Origin of the sequence: Nocardiopsis suaedae, from assembly GCF_027706745.1 — a bacterium.
Taxonomy (GTDB): domain Bacteria; phylum Actinomycetota; class Actinomycetes; order Streptosporangiales; family Streptosporangiaceae; genus Nocardiopsis_A; species Nocardiopsis_A suaedae.
The window spans coordinates 26,749-43,565 of record NZ_JAQFWP010000063.1 but is presented as its reverse complement, the minus strand read 5'-3'; the positions used below and the strand labels follow the sequence as shown (position 1 = coordinate 43,565).

General features: G+C 73.3%; 14 protein-coding genes. 7 read left to right on the top strand and 7 right to left on the bottom strand.

The annotated features are described in order from the left end of the window. The first annotated feature begins 739 nt into the window (after window positions 1-739). Window positions 740-1,414, top strand: a complete 675-nt coding sequence (locus O4U47_RS25085; RefSeq protein ID WP_270680431.1) for an RraA family protein — start codon at window positions 740-742, stop codon at window positions 1,412-1,414. A 348-nt stretch (window positions 1,415-1,762) separates the two neighbouring features. Here the strand turns inward: O4U47_RS25085 and O4U47_RS25080 are convergent, their stop codons facing one another. Then, complete coding sequence (locus tag O4U47_RS25080) at window positions 1,763-2,437, bottom strand: FadR/GntR family transcriptional regulator (RefSeq protein WP_270680430.1); 675 nt, start codon at window positions 2,435-2,437, stop codon at window positions 1,763-1,765. Window positions 2,438-2,593: 156 nt separating this feature from the next. Here O4U47_RS25080 and O4U47_RS25075 point away from each other — a divergent pair, with 156 nt between their 5' ends. Continuing rightward, the gene (locus O4U47_RS25075; protein WP_270680429.1) at window positions 2,594-3,868 is read left to right on the top strand and encodes an MFS transporter; all 1,275 of its coding nucleotides are present in this window, start codon (window positions 2,594-2,596) and stop codon (window positions 3,866-3,868) included. A gap of 87 nt (window positions 3,869-3,955) precedes the next feature. Here O4U47_RS25075 and O4U47_RS25070 read toward each other — a convergent pair whose 3' ends face one another. Beyond that, window positions 3,956-4,831 carry a CPBP family intramembrane glutamic endopeptidase gene (locus O4U47_RS25070; RefSeq protein WP_270680428.1) on the bottom strand — a complete coding sequence of 292 codons (876 nt, stop codon included), beginning with the start codon at window positions 4,829-4,831 and terminating at the stop codon, window positions 3,956-3,958. A 209-nt stretch (window positions 4,832-5,040) separates the two neighbouring features. Beyond that, window positions 5,041-6,339, bottom strand: a complete 1,299-nt coding sequence (gene aceA, locus O4U47_RS25065; RefSeq protein ID WP_270680427.1) for an isocitrate lyase — start codon at window positions 6,337-6,339, stop codon at window positions 5,041-5,043. A 213-nt stretch (window positions 6,340-6,552) separates the two neighbouring features. On the opposite strand from aceA, the gene O4U47_RS25060 reads away from it, so the two are divergent. After that, window positions 6,553-7,989 (top strand): helix-turn-helix transcriptional regulator, encoded by a 1,437-nt coding sequence (locus tag O4U47_RS25060; protein WP_270680433.1) that lies wholly within the window; start codon window positions 6,553-6,555, stop codon window positions 7,987-7,989. 98 nt (window positions 7,990-8,087) lie between these two features. On the opposite strand, the gene O4U47_RS25055 is transcribed toward O4U47_RS25060, so the two are convergent. After that, a complete protein-coding gene (locus O4U47_RS25055) occupies window positions 8,088-9,320 on the bottom strand; it encodes an acyl-CoA dehydrogenase family protein (RefSeq protein WP_270680426.1) in 1,233 nt (410 codons plus the stop codon). Window positions 9,321-9,637: 317 nt separating this feature from the next. On the opposite strand from O4U47_RS25055, the gene O4U47_RS25050 reads away from it, so the two are divergent. After that, on the top strand, window positions 9,638-10,264 hold the full coding sequence (locus O4U47_RS25050) for a hypothetical protein (RefSeq protein WP_270680425.1): 627 nt from the start codon (window positions 9,638-9,640) through the stop codon (window positions 10,262-10,264). A gap of 113 nt (window positions 10,265-10,377) precedes the next feature. Here O4U47_RS25050 and O4U47_RS25045 read toward each other — a convergent pair whose 3' ends face one another. Beyond that, window positions 10,378-11,574, bottom strand: coding sequence for a cytochrome P450 (locus tag O4U47_RS25045; protein WP_270680424.1), 1,197 nt, complete (start codon window positions 11,572-11,574; stop codon window positions 10,378-10,380). Window positions 11,575-11,836: 262 nt separating this feature from the next. Between O4U47_RS25045 and O4U47_RS25040 the strand changes: the two genes are divergently transcribed. Beyond that, the gene (locus O4U47_RS25040; RefSeq protein WP_270680423.1) at window positions 11,837-12,979 is read left to right on the top strand and encodes an acyltransferase; all 1,143 of its coding nucleotides are present in this window, start codon (window positions 11,837-11,839) and stop codon (window positions 12,977-12,979) included. 101 nt (window positions 12,980-13,080) lie between these two features. Further along, window positions 13,081-13,932, top strand: coding sequence for an SAM-dependent methyltransferase (locus O4U47_RS25035; protein ID WP_270680422.1), 852 nt, complete (start codon window positions 13,081-13,083; stop codon window positions 13,930-13,932). Between the two features lie 41 nt (window positions 13,933-13,973). Here O4U47_RS25035 and O4U47_RS25030 read toward each other — a convergent pair whose 3' ends face one another. After that, window positions 13,974-14,612 carry a response regulator gene (locus O4U47_RS25030; protein ID WP_270680421.1) on the bottom strand — a complete coding sequence of 213 codons (639 nt, stop codon included), beginning with the start codon at window positions 14,610-14,612 and terminating at the stop codon, window positions 13,974-13,976. Next, a complete protein-coding gene (locus O4U47_RS25025; protein WP_270680420.1) occupies window positions 14,600-15,907 on the bottom strand; it encodes a sensor histidine kinase in 1,308 nt (435 codons plus the stop codon). The genes O4U47_RS25030 and O4U47_RS25025 overlap by 13 nt, the downstream gene beginning before the upstream one ends. 118 nt (window positions 15,908-16,025) lie before the next feature. On the opposite strand from O4U47_RS25025, the gene O4U47_RS25020 reads away from it, so the two are divergent. Beyond that, complete coding sequence (locus tag O4U47_RS25020; protein WP_270680419.1) at window positions 16,026-16,784, top strand: hypothetical protein; 759 nt, start codon at window positions 16,026-16,028, stop codon at window positions 16,782-16,784. Window positions 16,785-16,817: the final 33 nt, after the last annotated feature.

Below are 16,817 nucleotides of genomic sequence, written 5' to 3'. Positions count from 1 at the left end.
CCGCCGCCCGGCAGGCAGGCCCGGGGAACCGCCCCGCTTCCGCCGTCGCCGCCAACCACCCGAACCACGCACACGCCCGGCGGCCGACAGAACAGCAGGTAGGGCCGCCGACCTTCGTCGTCGCCGCCCTCCACTCTGCACCCCGACCACCCGCTACCCGGCCGGGGTCCGTCAGTGGGGTACCGGCCGAGCCGCCCGCCCACCTGAACCGTGAGCAGCCCGCCGCCCGGCAGGCAGGCCCGGGGAACCGCCCCGCTTTGGCTGTCGCCGCCCATCACGGTGACCACGCACACGCCGGGCGGCCGTCGACGCTGCCGTGAGGGCCGCTGGCCTTCGTCGTCGCCGCGGTCCGCCTGGCACTCCGGCGATCCGCTGGACGGCTGGAATCCGTGAGCGGGGTACCCGTCGAGCCGTCCCGCCCGCCTGTACTGCGAGGGGTGGGCGTGCGGATGGCAAGCCGGACCGACGGACCGCTCGCCCCGGCCGCCCCTGCCCCCACACCGGCCACGCACTCACCCGCCACCCACCCACCCGCCGCCGGGCCGCCCTGTCGCGGTCGCGCCGACGACATCGCAGGCCTGGGCGTGTAACCGGCGGTAGCGTTTTTTTACCGATTCCTTCCTGCACGTCTTGCGCACCAGGGAAGTTACCCATGAGTATGAGGGAGTCGGGCCGCCGCCGGACCCTCTCTCCGGCGTGCGCGGCCCGCTTCAGGCGCGGTGCATTCGGGGAGGTCGACGTGGCGCTTGCGGATACCTTGACGGCGGTCGGAACAGCGGCGCTGACCAGGAGCGGGGCCCTTCCCCTCGGGGCCCACCTCTTTCCCGTCCAGCCGGGGGAGGGGCTGGCGGCCACGGTGCTGCCGGTGCGCTGCGCGCCCGGCGACAACCTCGCCCTGCACGTGGCCGTGGCCCAGGCGGCGCCCGGCTCCGCCCTGGTCGTGGACGCCTCCGCCGACCCCGAGTTCGGCTACGTCGACGAGATCCTCGCGGTGGCGGCGCGCATGCGCGGCCTGGCCGGGATCGTCGTCGACGGGTGCGTGCGGGATCTGGGTGCCATCGCCCGTACCGGCCTGCCGGTGGTGAGCGCCGGGGTGTCCCCGCGCGGCACCGCGCACGAGGCCGGAGGCGCGGTCGGCCGTGAGATCACCATGAACACCGGCGGCGCGCCGGTGGCCGTGCGGCGGGGCGACTGGGTGGCCGTGGACGACGACGGCGTGGTGTGCCTGCCGCGCGGCCGGGCCGCCGACATCGTGGCCGACGCGCTGCGGGCCGCCACCACCGACCGCGAGCTCGTCGAGGCCGTGTGCGCGGGCGAGAGCACGATCGAGCTGCTCGACCTCGACCCGACCCGGGTGGCGGGCTGGGAGGGCGGCCCCGGCCGCTTCGAGGCCGCCCCGGCCGCCGAGCGCTGAGGAACGGGCACCTGCGCGCCGGTCGGTGTTCCCACCTGTCAGGTGGATCGTGAACCCCGGGCGTGCTCAGTGGGGAGCGGCCCTGCGGCGGCCGGGCCGCCGTGGGTTCCCGGCCCGCCCCCGGTCGCCCTCCGTTCCGCCACCGGGCTGCCACCGGGCTGCCACCGGGCTGCCACCGGGCTGCCCCCGGCCCGCCTCCGCCCCGCCCGCCTGACCGCATCGCGGACGAGCCGGGCCGCGGGTAAGGGAACGGGCCCGCGTCCGACCGTGAAATCCGCCTTTTCCGATGGGGGTGAAGAGGCGGTCCCCGCGGCCGGGCGCGGGCCCGGTTCCGCCGTTCGCGCCCACTCAGTCGTCGGCGCGGGCCAGCAGCTCGTCCAGGTAGCAGGCGGCCTCGCGCAGGGCCTCGCCCTCGTCGCCCGCGCGGATGGCGTCCGCGAGGCGCCTGTGGTCGAGGTCCTCCTGAGGGGCCTGGATCAGCGCCGACTGGGCGATACTGTCGTAGACGACGGACGCGATGTCGTCGTAGAGCTCGATCAGCAGCGGGTTGTGCGTCGCGTTGACCACCGCCCGGTGGAAGGTGAAGTCGGCCTCGACGAACGAGGACATGTCGCGCTCGCGCCACGCGGTGTCGCGCAGGGCCAGCGCGCGGTCGATGTCGGCCAGGTCCTCGTCGGACCGGCGTCCCGCCGCCAGGCGCGCCGCCTCCATCTCCAGGGCGCGCCGCACCTCCAGGTTCTCGCGCATCCGGGACCGCTCCAGGCGGCGGCGGAGCGCGCCCCCGAGCTCGCTGGAGGCGCGTACGAACGTGCCCGCCCCCTGGCGGATCTCCAGGAGGCCCGCGTGGGCCAGGGCGCGCACGGCCTCCCTGACCGTGTTGCGGCCCACCTCCAGCTGGTCGGAGAGCTCCGACTCGGTGGGGATGCGGTCGCCGACATCCCACTCGCCAGAGTCGATCTGTGTTCTGAGCTGGCTGATGACCTGGTCGACCAGGCCGGTCCGGCGCGTCGAGGCGAGGGGCACGCGGTTACCTCCTACGGGTGTCGGCCCTCCGGGGGCCAGATCATGAGGGTCGGTTAAAGCCGGAGCTTAGACCAGCCCGCGCGGGGAACAGGCCGTCCCCGCGAATGCGTTACGCTGTCGATGTAGATCCTGTCATCCTATGAATAAGGGGGGCGAGTGACAAGCGCCACAGCCGAGCGCGTCGTCGAGACCGGTCCGGACGCGGGCCGGGGGCGCCGCCGGCACGTCGCCTGGCTGCTGATCGCCGGCGTCGCCCTGGCGGCGATCAACCTGCGCACCGCGATCACCAGCGTCGGCCCCCTGCTCGACGAGGTGTCCGCGGGCCTGGGCATGTCCACCACCGTCGCGGGCGTGCTGACCACGCTCCCGGTGCTGTGCTTCGCCGCCTTCGGGGCGGCCACGCCCGCCCTCATCCGCCGCTTCGGCGAGCACCACGTGCTCGTGGCCGCGCTGGCCGCCCTCACCGCGGGCCTCGCCGCGCGGGCGCTGGTCGGCGACCCCGGGACCTTCCTGGTGCTGAGCGCGGTCGCGCTCTCCGGCGGCGCGGTCGGCAACGTGCTCCTGCCCACCCTGGTCAAGCAGCACTTCCCCGACCGGGTCGGCACGATGACCACCCTGTACACCACCGCGCTCGCCGCCGGGACGACCATGGCCGCCGCGGCCACGGTGCCGGTCTTCGACGCCACCGGGAGCTGGCGCACCGCCCTGGGCATGTACGCCGTCTTCGGCCTCATCGCCGCCGTCCCGTGGGTGCTGGTGCTGCGCCACGAGCCCGCCAAGCAGGACCCCGCCCAGGCCACCTCGCTGCGGACCGTGCTGGGCACGGCCATGGGCTGGCAGTCGGTGCTGTTCTTCGGCACCCAGTCGACCGTGGCCTACATCATGTTCGGCTGGTTCGCCCAGATGCTGCGCGACCAGGGCATGAGCGCCGGGAGCGCCGGGCTGGCGCTGTCGCTGCTGACCGCCCTGGCCGTGCCCACCTCGCTGGTGCTGCCCGGCCTGATGGCCCGCGCCCGGGACCACCGCGGGTACGTCGCGTTCTTCTACGTCTGCTACGTGCTCGGCCTGGGCGGGCTGTGGATCGCCCCGACCAGCGGCGTGTGGCTGTGGACCGTGCTCATCGGCATGGGCATGGGCACCTTCACCCTGGCGCTCACCTTCTTCGCCGTGCGCACGCGCACGTCGGCGGCGACGGCGGCGATGTCGGCGTCCAGCCAGAGCCTGGGCTACCTCATGGGCGGGCTCGGCCCCTTCCTGTTCGGGCTGCTGCACGACCTGTCCGGAGGCTGGCACGCGCCGCTGGCCCTGGTGGCGGTGCTGGTGACCGGGAACATGGTCGTGGGCATGTTCCTCGGGCGCCCGCGCTTCCTGGAGGACGCGCTGGAGCGCAAGTCCGCGCGCGCGGCCGCACGGACCGGGGCCTCCGCATAAGGCCAGAAGCGGTCACGGGCCCGGTGCGCGGAGGAGGGGGCGGCGCACCGGGCCCGACGCGTGTCGGCGGCCCAGAGGGAGGACGGCTCACCCGCCCGGGAGCCAGTCCACCTTCCCGATGAGGGCGACCGACCCGGCGAAGGCCACGATGTCGATCAGGGAGTGGGCGACCACGAGCGGCATCACCCGCCCCCAGCGCTTGTAGGCCCAGCAGAACACCACCCCCATCACCAGGTTGCCGAAGAACATCCCCACGCCCTGGTAGAGGTGGTAAGCGGCGCGCAGCACGGAGCTGAACAGGATGGCGCGCACCGGCGACCAGCCGAGCTGGTCGAGCCGCAGCAGCAGGTAGCCGACCACGATGACCTCCTCCAGCACGCCGTTCTTCACGGCCTGCAGGACCAGGACCGGGTACTGCCACCAGTGCGGCTCCAAAGCGCTGGGCGCGACCGTCACGGTCAGGCCCATCCGCCAGGAGACCAGGTACACCACCAGGCCCCCCAGACCGATCGCCGCGGCCAGCGCCGCGCCGCCGAGCAGGTCCGGGCCGGGGCGGCGCAGGTCGAAGCCGATGGTGGCGGCCGACTCGCGGGTGCGGTGCAGCAGGAACAGCACCAGTGCCACCGGGGCGAACGCGAACACCAGCGAGGCCGTCTGCCGGGACAGGTCCAGCCACGGGCGCTCGGCCTCGGCGCGCGGCGCCACCAGGTTCGCGCTCTGGTCGGCCAGCGACCCCGGCGCCGTCAGGGCGCCGGTGAAGGAGATGACCGCGTACACCGCGGACGCGCCCAGGGACAGCGCCAGTACGCAGGCGATCTCCCAGCCGATGGTCCGGCCGGTGACCGGCGCGGGCCGCGGCAGGGCGGGGGCCGGGCGCGCCCGCTCCCGTCCGTCAGGGGCGGTCCCCTCCGGAGGGGGCGGCGGGGCCGGGGCCGGGGTGGATTCGGACATGCGGCCGATCATCGCACGCCTTCCGGCGGCGTGCGGACCCGCTCCCGCCGGGAGGGCGGCGCGGGGGACCGGGCCTGCGCACACCGGACCCCGCGCACGGAGAAGCCGCCGGTCCCACGGGTGACACGATGCCGTGGGACCGGCGGCGGGGGGACGGCCCGCCCGCCGCGCCCCAGCCACGAAAGCGGGGCGGGCGGCCCGTCAGGGACGAGGATCCAGTATCAGTGAGCCGCTGAGAACTGGTCCTCTTCAGTGGAGCCGGTGAGCGCGGTGGTGGAGGCGTCCGGGGTGATCGCCGTGGAGATCAGGTCGAAGTACCCGGTGCCGACCTCGCGCTGGTGGCGGGTGGCGGTGTAGCCGTCGGCCTCGGCGGCGAACTCGGCCTCCTGCAGCTGGACGTAGGCGCTCATGCCGCCCTGGGCGTACCCCTTGGCCAGGTCGAACATCGAGTGGTTCAGGCTGTGGAAGCCGGCCAGGGTGATGAACTGGAACTTGTAGCCCATGTGGCCCAGCTCGCGCTGGAACTTGGCGATGGTCGCGTCGTCCAGGTGCTTCTTCCAGTTGAACGAGGGCGAGCAGTTGTAGGCGAGCATCTGGTCGGGGTACTCGGCCTTGATCCGCTCGGCGAACTGGCGGGCCACCTCCAGGTCGGGGGTGGAGGTCTCCATCCACAGCAGGTCGGAGTAGGGCGCGTAGGCCAGGCCGCGGGCCACGCAGGCCTCCAGCCCGTTGCGGACCCGGTAGAAGCCCTCGGAGGTGCGCTCGCCGGTGACGAACCGGCGGTCGCGCTCGTCGACGTCGCTGGTGATCAGCGTCGCGGCCTGGGCGTCGGTGCGCGCCACGACCAGCGAGGGCACCCCGGCGACGTCCGCGGCCAGGCGGGCGGCGTTCAGCGTCTTGACGTGCTGGCCGGTCGGGATGAGGACCTTGCCGCCCAGGTGGCCGCACTTCTTCTCGGAGGCGAGCTGGTCCTCCCAGTGCACGCCCGCGGCGCCGGCCGCGATCATGCCCTTCATCAGCTCGTAGGCGTTGAGCACCCCGCCGAAGCCGGCCTCGGCGTCGGCGACGATCGGCGCCATCCAGTGCGGGGCGTCCTCATCGCCCTCGGACCAGGTGATCTGGTCGGCGCGCAGCAGGGCGTTGTTGATCCGGCGGACGACCTGGGGCACCGAGTTGGCGGGGTACAGGCTCTGGTCGGGGTAGGTCTGGCCGGCCTGGTTGGCGTCGGCGGCGACCTGCCACCCGGACAGGTAGATGGCCTTGAGCCCGGCGCGGACCTGCTGGACCGCCTGGTTGCCGGTGAGCGCGCCGAGGGTGTTCACGTAGTCCTCGGAGTGGAGTAGCTTCCAGAGCCGCTCGGCGCCCTGGCGGGCGAGGGTGTGCTCCTCGGTGACGGACCCGCGCAGGCGGACCACGTCGGCGGCGGAGTAGGTGCGCTCGATGCCGGCCCAGCGGGGGTCGGACTCCCACTCCCGCTCGAGCGCCGCGGCGGCTTCCTGCTGACGGCCGGTGATGCTCATGTGCTTCCCGCCTTCTTGTTTCCCCTGGTCGACGATGAGGCTGGAGACCCGTACCCGTGGGCCCGGGGCCCATCCGGTGCGGTGTGTTCCCCGCCTGTGCCAACGATTCTTCGCAAAGTTCCAGGGTTTTTCGAGCGGAATCCGTGTGAAGATCTTCGAATCTTTCCTTAGTATGAACCCATGACGTACTTTGGTACCGAAGAAATCCCGTCTTTGCCGGGTGACCTGGACCTGGTCACCTTCGGCCAGCGGCTGCGCCACCTCCGGCGGGCGCGCGGGATGACCCTCGCCGACCTGGGTGAACGCGTGGGCCGGGCCCCCTCCCAGCTCTCCCTGCTGGAGAACGGCAAGCGCGAGCCCAAGCTCTCCCTGCTGACCTCGCTGGCCCAGGCGCTGGGCGTGTCCGTGGAGGAGCTGCTCTCCCGGCAGCCCCCGAGCCGCAGGGCGCAGCTGGAGATCGCCCTGGAGGAGGCCCAGCGCGACCCCGTCTACCAGAGCCTGGACCTGCCGCACCTGAAGGTCGGCAAGCGGGTCCCCAACGACGTGCTGGAGCACATCGTGGGGCTCTACGACGAGCTGCGGCGGCGCAGCGTCAAGCCGACCGCCACCCCCGAGGAGGCGCGCCGGGCCAACGCCGAGCTTCGGCGGCAGATGCGCGAGCGCGGCAACTACTTCGCCGGAATCGAGAAGGCGGCCCAGGAGACGCTGGACGCCGTCGGCTACAGCGGGGGAGCGCTGTCGCAGGGCCAGATCCTGTCGATCGTGACGCACCACGGGTTCACCCTGAGGTACGTACAGGACCTCCCGCGCTCCGTGCGGTCGGTGACCGACACCCGCAACCGCCGCCTCTACCTCAAGCGCGAGTCGCTGGGCATGCACAGCCCGCGCACGATCCTGCTGCAGACGCTCGGCCACTTCGTCCTGGGGCACCAGCAGCCCCGCGACTACGCCGACTTCCTCCGGCAGCGGGTGGAGGCCAACTACTACGCGGCCGCCGTGCTGATCCCCGAGACGTCGGCGGTGACCTACCTGCAGGAGGCCAAGAAGGCGCGCGACCTGTCGGTGGAGGACCTGAGGGACGTCTTCTCCGTCTCCTACGAGATGGCCGCCCACCGGTTCACCAACCTGGCCAACCGGCACCTGGACCTGGTGTGCCACTTCATCCGCAACGACGAGACCGGGATCATCTACAAGGCCTACGAGAACGACGGCCTGGTGTTCCCCACGGACGAGAGCGGGGCCATCGAGGGCCAGCGCATGTGCCGCTACTGGTCGGGCCGCCAGGTGTTCACGTCGCCGGACCGGTACTCGATCTACTACCAGTACACGGACAAGCCCAACGGCACCCACTGGTGCGTGGCGCACGTCGACCCCAGCCGTGAGCGCAATTTCGCGATCACCCTCGGGGTGCCCTACAAGGAGTCGCGCTGGTTCCGGGGCAGGGAGACGACCAACAGGACGAAGTCGAACTGCCCGTCGGGCGAGTGCTGCGTTCAGCCCCCCTCGGACCTGGCCGCGCGTTGGGAGGGCAACGTCTGGCCGTCGGCGAGGGCCCACTCCCACGTCCTTTCGGCCCTCCCGTCTGGCACCTTCCCAGGCGTGGACGAGACGGACGTCTATACCTTCCTGGAACGCCACGAGGCGGACTAGGAGGCGGATCAGATGGCCGTGGAAGGATCCCCGGTGCCCGGCGGCCGCGGCACCGGGGATCGGCCGTGTTGGCCATATCGGCCACGTCGGCCGTGCGGCTACTTGACCGGCAGGCCGGTCACCGAGCGGCCGATGATCAGGCGCTGGATCTCGCTGGCGCCCTCGAAGATCGTGAAGATGGTGGCGTCCCGGTGCCAGCGCTCCACGGGGTACTCCCTCGTGTAGCCGTTCCCGCCCAGGATGCGGATCGCGTTCTGGGTCACCCAGGTCGCCGTCTCGCTCGCGAACAGCTTGCTCATGGACCCCTCCGCCTGGGCGAAGTCCTTGTCGTTGCGCGCCATCCAGGCCGCGCGCCACACGAGCAGCCGGGACGCGTCGATCCGGGTCGCCATGTCGGCCAGTGTGAACGCCACCGCCTGGTTCTCCCCGATCGGGCGGCCGAACTGCTCGCGGTCGCGGGCGTAGTCGCGCGCGTACTCGTAGGCCGCGCGCGCACACCCCACCGCCATCGCGCCCACGGTCGGGCGGGACGCCTCGAAGGTCTTCATCGCCGCCTGGCCGCCGGAGCGGCGGCCCTCGCGCGCGCGGGCCAGGCGCTCGTCGAGCTTCTCCTTGCCGCCCAGCAGGCAGTGGCCCGGCACCCGCACGTCGTCCAGGACCACCTCGGCGGTGTGCGAGGCGCGGATGCCGTGCTTGGCGAACTTCTGCCCCTGCGACAGGCCCGGGGTGCCCGGGGGCACGACGAAGCTGGCCTGCCCCCGCGAGCCCAGCTCGGAGTCGACCGAGGCCACCACGACGTGCACGTCGGCGATGCCGCCGTTGGTGGCCCAGGTCTTGGTGCCGTTGAGCACCCACTCGTCCTTGGCCTCGTCGTAGACCGCGCGGGTGCGGATGGAGGCCACGTCGCTGCCGGCGTCCGGCTCTGAGGAGCAGAACGCGCCCAGCTTGACGTCGTCGGCGGTGCCGAACATCTGCGGGACCCACTCGAAGAGCTGCTCCTGGGTGCCGTTGCCCGCGACGGCCACGGCCGCCAGTCCGGTCCCGGTCAGGGACAGGGCGATGCCCGGGTCGCCCCAGTACAGCTCCTCGAAGGCGGCGGGGATGCCCACGCCGCTGGGCTCCAGCCACTGGTTGGCGAAGAAGTCCAGCGAGTACAGGCCGATCTTGGCGGCCTCCTGGAGGATCGGCCAGGGGGTCTCCTCGCGCTCGTCCCACTCGGCGGCGGCGGGGCGGATCACGTCGCGCGCGAAGCCGTGGGTCCAGTCGCGGACGTCGCGGACGTCCTCGCTGAGCTCCAGGCTGAACGCGGGGGCGCCTGCGGAGTCGGTCATGTGCACACGTCCTTCGTTCGTCCCGGCGGCGGGCCGGGAGACGGGCGTCGGGTCTCGGGGGAGGGCACGGGCGGCCGCGGGGGCGCCGCCCGCCCTAGTGTTACCAACGGTAACACGCGGTCTCGGGCCGCCGGAAGGGTGGGCGGGCGCGGTCGGGGGCCCACGGCGGCACCCGGGATGACCGGCGGGAACGGCCGGATCGGGACGCCTTCCGGAGGCGCGGCCGGGCGAACCCCGGGCGGGCGCGGGGCGTCCCACCGGGTGTGATCCATCCGGGGGTCCGGGCCGAACGGCCCGGCGTTGAAGGGGGAGTCGTGATGCCGACAGAACCGACCGGCGCGAGCGCGGGTGCCGAGGGCCGGGCCGGAGGGCCACCGCGCAGGGCCCGCCGCAGGGCGGGCGTCCTCGCGGCGGCAGTGGCGGTCCCGGCGCTGACGATGGGCGTGTCCGTGCCCGTGGCCGCGGACGGCGCCGCGGAAGGGGGAGCCCCTGCGGGGATCAGGGCGTGCGAGTCCGGCGACTACAAACTCATCTATGAAGGGCGCGAGGCCGCCGCCGGGACCATGTACATCCGCTTCGCCATGGCCCGCATCATGGGCGATGGGCCGGGCGAGGAACCGTGCGTGCAGTACACCCCGGTCGCCATGCACTGGATCGACACCTTCGAGGGGGAGCGGGTCGGTGACTGGGCGCGCTACGACGACGACCCGCCCGAGCCCTTCGTGGTCGAGCCGGGCGGCGTCGCGGACCTGACCGTCCGCCAGCCCAACCCGCTCAACTACCCGGAGGAGGACTGCGAACCCCAGCCGGTCGCGGGGATCCAGGTCTACCTGCGGTTCGAGGACGACGAGGGCGTCTACGGGCCGACCGGCGGCCAGGACGTCATGTGCTCGCTGCCCGGCAAGGGCGTCCCGACGGTGTTCGTCGAGCCGTCCGGCGCCTGACCGTGTCCTCCACCTGACCGTGTCCGGGCCCTGGCCGCGACGGCGCGGTTCAGTACCGGGAGCCAGGGGCCCCGCCGCCGGCGGGGCCCCTGCGCGTGCCCGTCACCGGCCCCTCACCAGGCCACGGGGAACGCCTCGGCCGACCGGACGAACCGCTCCTCGTTCCAGCGCAGATCGTCCAGGGGCGCGGCGGGGTGCAGCCCCGGGAGGCCCTCCGCCATCGCCTCCAGCGCCACCTGGAGCTCCATGCGCGCCAGCGACGCCCCGACACAATGGTGGATCCCGTGTCCGAAGGCCAGGTGCGGCGTGCGGCCCCGATCGAAGTCCAACCGGTCGGGGTCGGAGAAGGCGTCCGGGTCGCGGTTGGCCGCCGACAGCTCCACGATCACCTGGTCGCCCGCGGGCACACGCACACCGCCCACCTCGGTGTCCTCGAGCGCGTACCGCGTGAACGAGCCGGGGCGGATCAGCGGCACCAGGCGGAGGAGCTCCTCGACCGCCCCCGGGACCAGCCCGGGGTCGGCGACCAGGCGGGCGAAGCCGTCCTCCTTCAGCAGCAGGTAGAAGAAGCCGGGGACGAGCGAAGCGGTCGTCTCGTGCCCCGCGATCAGCAGCGCGCGCAGGAGCCCGAGGAGTTCCTCCTCGGTGAGGCGGCTGCCCTCGTGGTGTTCGCGCGCCAAGGCGCCGACGAGCCCGCCGTCCGGGTCGTCCCTGCGCAGGGACGCCATCTCCGTCAGGTAGGCGTCGATGCGCGCCTGGTTCTCCTGCACCCGGTCGGTGCTGTCGGTCGTGCTGAGGAACGCGTCGCTCCAGGCGTGGAAGGAGTGCCGGTCCGAGGAGGGCACGCCGAGCAGTTCGCAGATGACCTCGATGGGCAGCGGAAGCGCGAGGTCGCGGACCAGGTCGCCCGGCGGCCCCTGGTCGCGCATCTCCTGGACGAGCCGGTCGGCGACGCCCCGGGTCCACGGGCGCAGGCGCTCGACCCGTCGCGGGGTGAACACCTTGCCGACCAGGCCGCGCACCTGGGTGTGGCGGGGCGGGTCCATGTTCATGATGGTCCGGTTGGACACGTCGATGGGGCCGATCCGGGCGGTGCGCTCCTCCGGGATGCCCGCGCGTCCGGCGTCCCGGCCGAACCGAGGGTTGCTCAGGACGTCCTTGGCGTCCTCGTAGCGGGTCACGAGCCAGGCCGGGTCGCCGAAGGGCAGGCGCACCCGGACCGGGACGCCGTCCTTGCGGGCCTCGGCGAGGGCGGGGGCGGGCGTGAGCGGGTGGTCCGAGGGGAAGGGGAACGCGGCGGCATCGGGCATGAAGGTCTCCGGGAAGGCGGTGTCCCCGCGGGTTCGAGGCGGACGGGATACGGGAGGCGGCGCCGCATCCTCCAACCTAGACGGAACACGGGGAATCGATAGAGGCGCTTCGGTGACACTGTGCTACCCGTCGATCGCGCGTGGCGACCATTGCGGGCGGCCGGAACCGGCCCCGAGGGGCGGGAGGGGGCGACGTGGAGAACGTGGTCCGGTTGTCGGGGTTGATCCACTCTTTATATAACGGTCTGATATCGGTAAAGGCGTGTACGTCGACGACATCCGCACCGCACCCGACCGCGGCGAGACGGCCGCCGGTCCCGACACGGCTGCCGGGGCCGGCGGGGCCGGGCCCCGGCCCACACCGTCCACGGCCTGGATCGACCTGGCCCGGGTGGCGGCGATGGCGGCCGTCGTCCTCATCCACGCCTACTCGCCCCTGGTCACCGAGGTCTACACCGGCCAGGGCAGCACCTCCTGGTGGACCTCCACCGCCCTGGATGCCGCGCTGCGCTGGTGCGTGCCCCTCTTCGTCATGATCAGCGGCGCCCTGCTGCTCGGCCCCCGGGACGAGGCGGCGCCCGACTTCTACCGCAAGCGCTGGGCCCGCATCGGCGTGCCGCTGGTCGTGTGGACCGTGGCCTACCTCGCCTGGGACATGTGGCGCACCGGCCTCACCCTGTCCGGCGCCGTCGAGCAGGCCGCCTCCGGCGAGCCCGGGATCCACCTGTACTTCCTGTACGTCATCGCCGGGCTCTACGTGTTCACCCCGTTCCTGCGCACGCTGGCCGGCGCGGCGTCCCGGAGCGCCCTGTGGTGGTTCACCGGGGCCGCCCTGGCCTTCGGCGCCGCGGACCAGGCCCTCGGCCTGATCGACGGGGTCGGCGGGACCACCGCCGTCGCCCGGTTCCTCCCCTACGTCGGCTACTACGTGCTCGGGTGGCTGCTCTTCCACGGCCCGACGGGCACCCGGCCGCTGCGGCTCGGGCTCACCCTCCTGGTCACCGGGAGCGCCGCCGGCGCGGTCGGCGCGGGCGCCCTGGCGGAGCTGGCGGGGGAGTGGGGGGCGGGGGCCGACTACGTCTTCGACTTCCTCTCGCCCGCGGTGATCGCCGCCTCCATCGGCGCGTTCCTGGTCCTCAGGGAGGCGGGCCTGCGCCTCGCGTCCTCGGACAGGTGGGCCGCCGCGCTCGTGTCCCGGACCGCCCGCTGGGCCGCCGCCCCCAGCTTCGGCGTCTACCTGGTGCACGTGATGGTGCTGTTCACCCTGAGGGATCTTTTCGGCATGCCCGCGGAGGGGCCGTGGTCCGTCGTGGCCGCCGCGGGGTACGCAGTGGTGGTGATCGCCGCCAGCCTGGCGGTCGTCGAAATGATCCGCCGTATTCCTTTCGCGCGTGCCGTTGTCTAGAACCGGTCGGCCTGAATTCCGGAATCGGTGGTACGGCTCACATCGCCGACGTACGATGGCGCGGACTTCCCCTCCCCCCGAACCAGGTAAGGGCACCGCCGATGACCGACACTGACGGACAGTCGAAGGCCTCTGACTGGGCCCCCACGAGCGCCCCCGTCATCCAGACGACGGAGCCGACCATCGCCCGGGTCTACGACGCGCTCCTGGGCGGCAAGGACAACTTCCAGGTCGACCGGGACGGCGCCGCCCTCTACATCAAGTATGTGCCGATGTCGGGCCAGTGCGCGCTGGACAACCGCGCCGCGCTCGTGCGGGGCGTGCAGTACCTGGCCCGAACCGCGGGACTCGACCAGTTCCTCGACATCGGCAGCGGCCTGCCCACGGTCAAGAACACCCACGAGGCGGCGCAGGAGATCAACCCGAACGCCCGTGTGGTCTACGTCGACAACGACCCCATCGTGCTGGCGCACGGCAGGGCCCTACTGGCCGAGAACAACACCACCACCGTGGTCACCGCCGACTTCCGGCGGCCCCAGGAGATCCTCGACCACCCGGACGTGCGCGCGCTGCTGGACTTCGACCGCCCCATCGCGCTCATGGTGGTCGGCCTGCTCATGCACTTCCACGACGATGAGAACCCCGGCGAGTGGATCCGCACCCTGATCGACGCCATGCCCTCGGGGTCGCACCTGTTCATCACCGACTTCGTCGACACCGGTGACGACCTGCAGAAGGCCATGGAGCGGGCCGGCCTGGAGAGCCTGGGCAACGGCTGGATCCGTACACCCGAGCGGATCCGCGAGCACTTCCTGGGCCTGCCCCTGGTGCCCCCCGGCCTGGACTTCCTGGAGCGCTGGCACCCCGGGGAGCCGGACGCCGACGTCCCTGCCGCCGAGGACCTCGAACCCCACCAGCGCATCCTCATGGGAGCGATCGCCTACAAGCCCTGAGGCCGCCGCGCCCTGAAGCGTCCGAGGCGCCCGGGGCGCGCTCAGGAGCCCAGGTAGGCCAGCACGGCCCGGACACGGCGGTGCCCGCCGTCGTCCGGGCCGAGGTCCAGCTTGGCGAAGATGTTCCCGATGTGCTTGTGCACCGCCCGCTCGGTGACCACGAGCCGCCCGGCGATCTCCCGGTTGCCCAGCCCCTCGGCCATCAGGCCCAGGACCTCCCGCTCGCGCCCGGTGAGCCGCTCCAGCGGGTCGCGGCGCCGCGCGAGGAGCTGCGCCACCGCCTCCGGGTCGATCACGGTGCCCCCGGCGGCCACCCGCCGCACCGCGTCCAGGAAGTCGTCGACCCGCGACACCCGGTCCTTGAGCAGGTAGCCCACTCCGCCGGCGCCGTCCGCCAACAGCTCGCGCGCGTACACCTGCTCCACGTACTGCGAGAAGACCAGGACCGGAAGGCCCGGCAGCGCGGCGCGCGCGGCCAGCGCCGCCTGCAGGCCCTCGTCGGTGAACGAGGGCGGCAGGCGCACGTCGACCACCGCGGCGTCCGGCCGGTGCGCGCGCACCGCCTCCAGGAACCCGGCCGCCTCGGAGGCCTTCGCGGCGACCTCGAACCCGGAGGCGGTGAGCAGCAGGTCCAGCCCTTCCATCAGCACCGCGTTGTCCTCGACGATCACGATCCGCACGGCAGCACCGCCTCCACCGCCGTGGGGCCGCCCGGAGGGCTGGACACCGCGATCGACCCGTCCAGGGCCGCGACCCGGCGCTTCATCCCGGCCACCCCGGTCCCGTCGCGCTCGTCCACCCCGCCGCGCCCGTCGTCGCGCACCCGCACGACGAGCGACCCGCCGTCCCGGACGAGCTGCACCTGCGCGCGGGCGGCACCGGAGTGGCGGGCCACGTTGGTCAGCGCCTCGGCCACCACGAAGTAGGCCGTCGACTCCACCGCCGCCGGGACCTCGCCGAGCGGGGCGGCCTCCACCGCCACGGGCACCGGGGCGCCGGCCGCCAGCGCCGACACCGCGCCGGGGAGCCCGCGGTCGGCCAGCACCGGCGGGTAGATGGAGCGCACCACCGTCCGCAGCTCGGCCATCGCCTCCTCGGCGCCGTTCTGCGCCTCGGTCAGCAGCCGCGCCGCCGCCTGCGGGTCGTCCCCGACCACCTTCTGCGCCAGGCCCAGCCGCATCGCGAGCGCCACCAGCCGCGCCTGGGTGCCGTCGTGCAGGTCCCGCTCGATGCGCCGCAGCTCCGACGCGTGGGCGTCCAGCGCCCCCTCCCGCGTCCGGCTCAGCGTCTCGATGCGCTCGGTGAGGCGCGCCTCCGGCGAGGGGGCGAGCATCCGCGCCGAGAGGCGGGCGTGCAGGCGAGCGACCGGGGCCGCGCCGAAGCACAGCAGCAGGGCGATCACTGTGATCTGCGCGGGGCCCAGGGTGAGCGCCAGCGGCCAGGACACCACGTCGATCCCGAAGACGGTCAGTGCCTCACCGGGCATGACGATCCACCAGGTGAGCGTCTGCACGACGGTGGTGGGGATCCCGACCACCGTGACGAAGCCGAACAGGCCGACGAGAAGGCCGGGCAGGATCAGCGTCGCGATCCACCGTAGGTCTCGCACCGTCTGCGGGTCGGTCACGGCCGTCGTGAAGGCGGCGACGCGTCTCTCCGGCAGCGGGCGGTAGGCGACGGCGATCTCCTCGCCCAGGAAGCGCCCGACCCGCCGCCTCTCCAACTCGGCCCACTGCCGCAGCCCGAGGAGCAGCGCGGGGACCAGCAGCAGCCCCAGCCCGGCGATCGGGACGGTGACGAACCCGACGAGCAGGAGCGGGGGGACCAGGAGGGCGGCGAGAGCGAAGGGCAGCGTGGTGATCAGGAAGAGCGCGGCGCGCACACCGTCGGCGAGCCGCCCCGATCGACCCGGCCGCCCCGAACCGGGGCCGCCCGTCGACCGAGGGGAGGCCGCGGCGGGAGGGGAATCGTTCATGATGGGGATTCTTCCGGACCCGCGGCGCGGTGTCGGTGTAGCGCGCTCCACTTCCGCCCCGGCGCACGCGCACCCCGCATGAGGGCGCCCGGCCGACCGCGTCCTAATGTGGGATCCCATGAGCGTTTCCACGGGCGACGAGGCCCCTGCAAAGCTGACCGTCGGGCGCCGGTTCAACGGCCCTCCCGGTTCCGCGAACGGCGGATACCTGGCCGGACTCCTCGCCCGCCGGGTGGGCGCCCCTGCCGTACGGGTCACCCTGCGCACCCCTCCGCCGCTGGAGACGCCCATGGAGGTCGCCCCCGGCGGTGACGGCCCGCTGCGCCTCCTGCACGGCGACGCACTGGTCGCCGAGGCCGAGCCCGCCGACGCGCCCTCCACCGACCTGCGCCCCGTCTCCCCGGAGACCGCCGCCGGGGCCGCGCGCGGCTTCCGCGGCCAGAGCGGCCACCCGTTCGCCGGCTGCTTCGTCTGCGGCACCGACCGCGCCGAAGGGGACGGGCTGCGCGTACTGGCGGGCCCGGTCCCCGGTTCCGACGGCGGCCTCGTCGCGGCGCCGTGGACCCCCGACGCCTCCATGGCCGGGGACGACCCCCGCACCACCGGTCCCGAGGCCGCCTGGGCGGCCCTCGACTGCCCGGGCGGCTGGGCCAGCGACGTGCACGAGCGCCCGATGGTGCTGGGCCGGATGACCGCCGAGGTCGTGCGCCTGCCCGAGATCGGCAAGCCGCACGTGGTCATGGGCCGCCTGCTGCGCACCGACGGCCGCAAGGTCTTCACCGCCACGGCGCTGTTCGACCATGAGGGGGCGCGCATCGCCTCCGCCGAGGCGACTTGGATCGTCATCGACCCCAAGGATTTCGGCGCCGCGGGCTGACCGCAGAGCACCGCGCCCGCGCGCTTTACACTC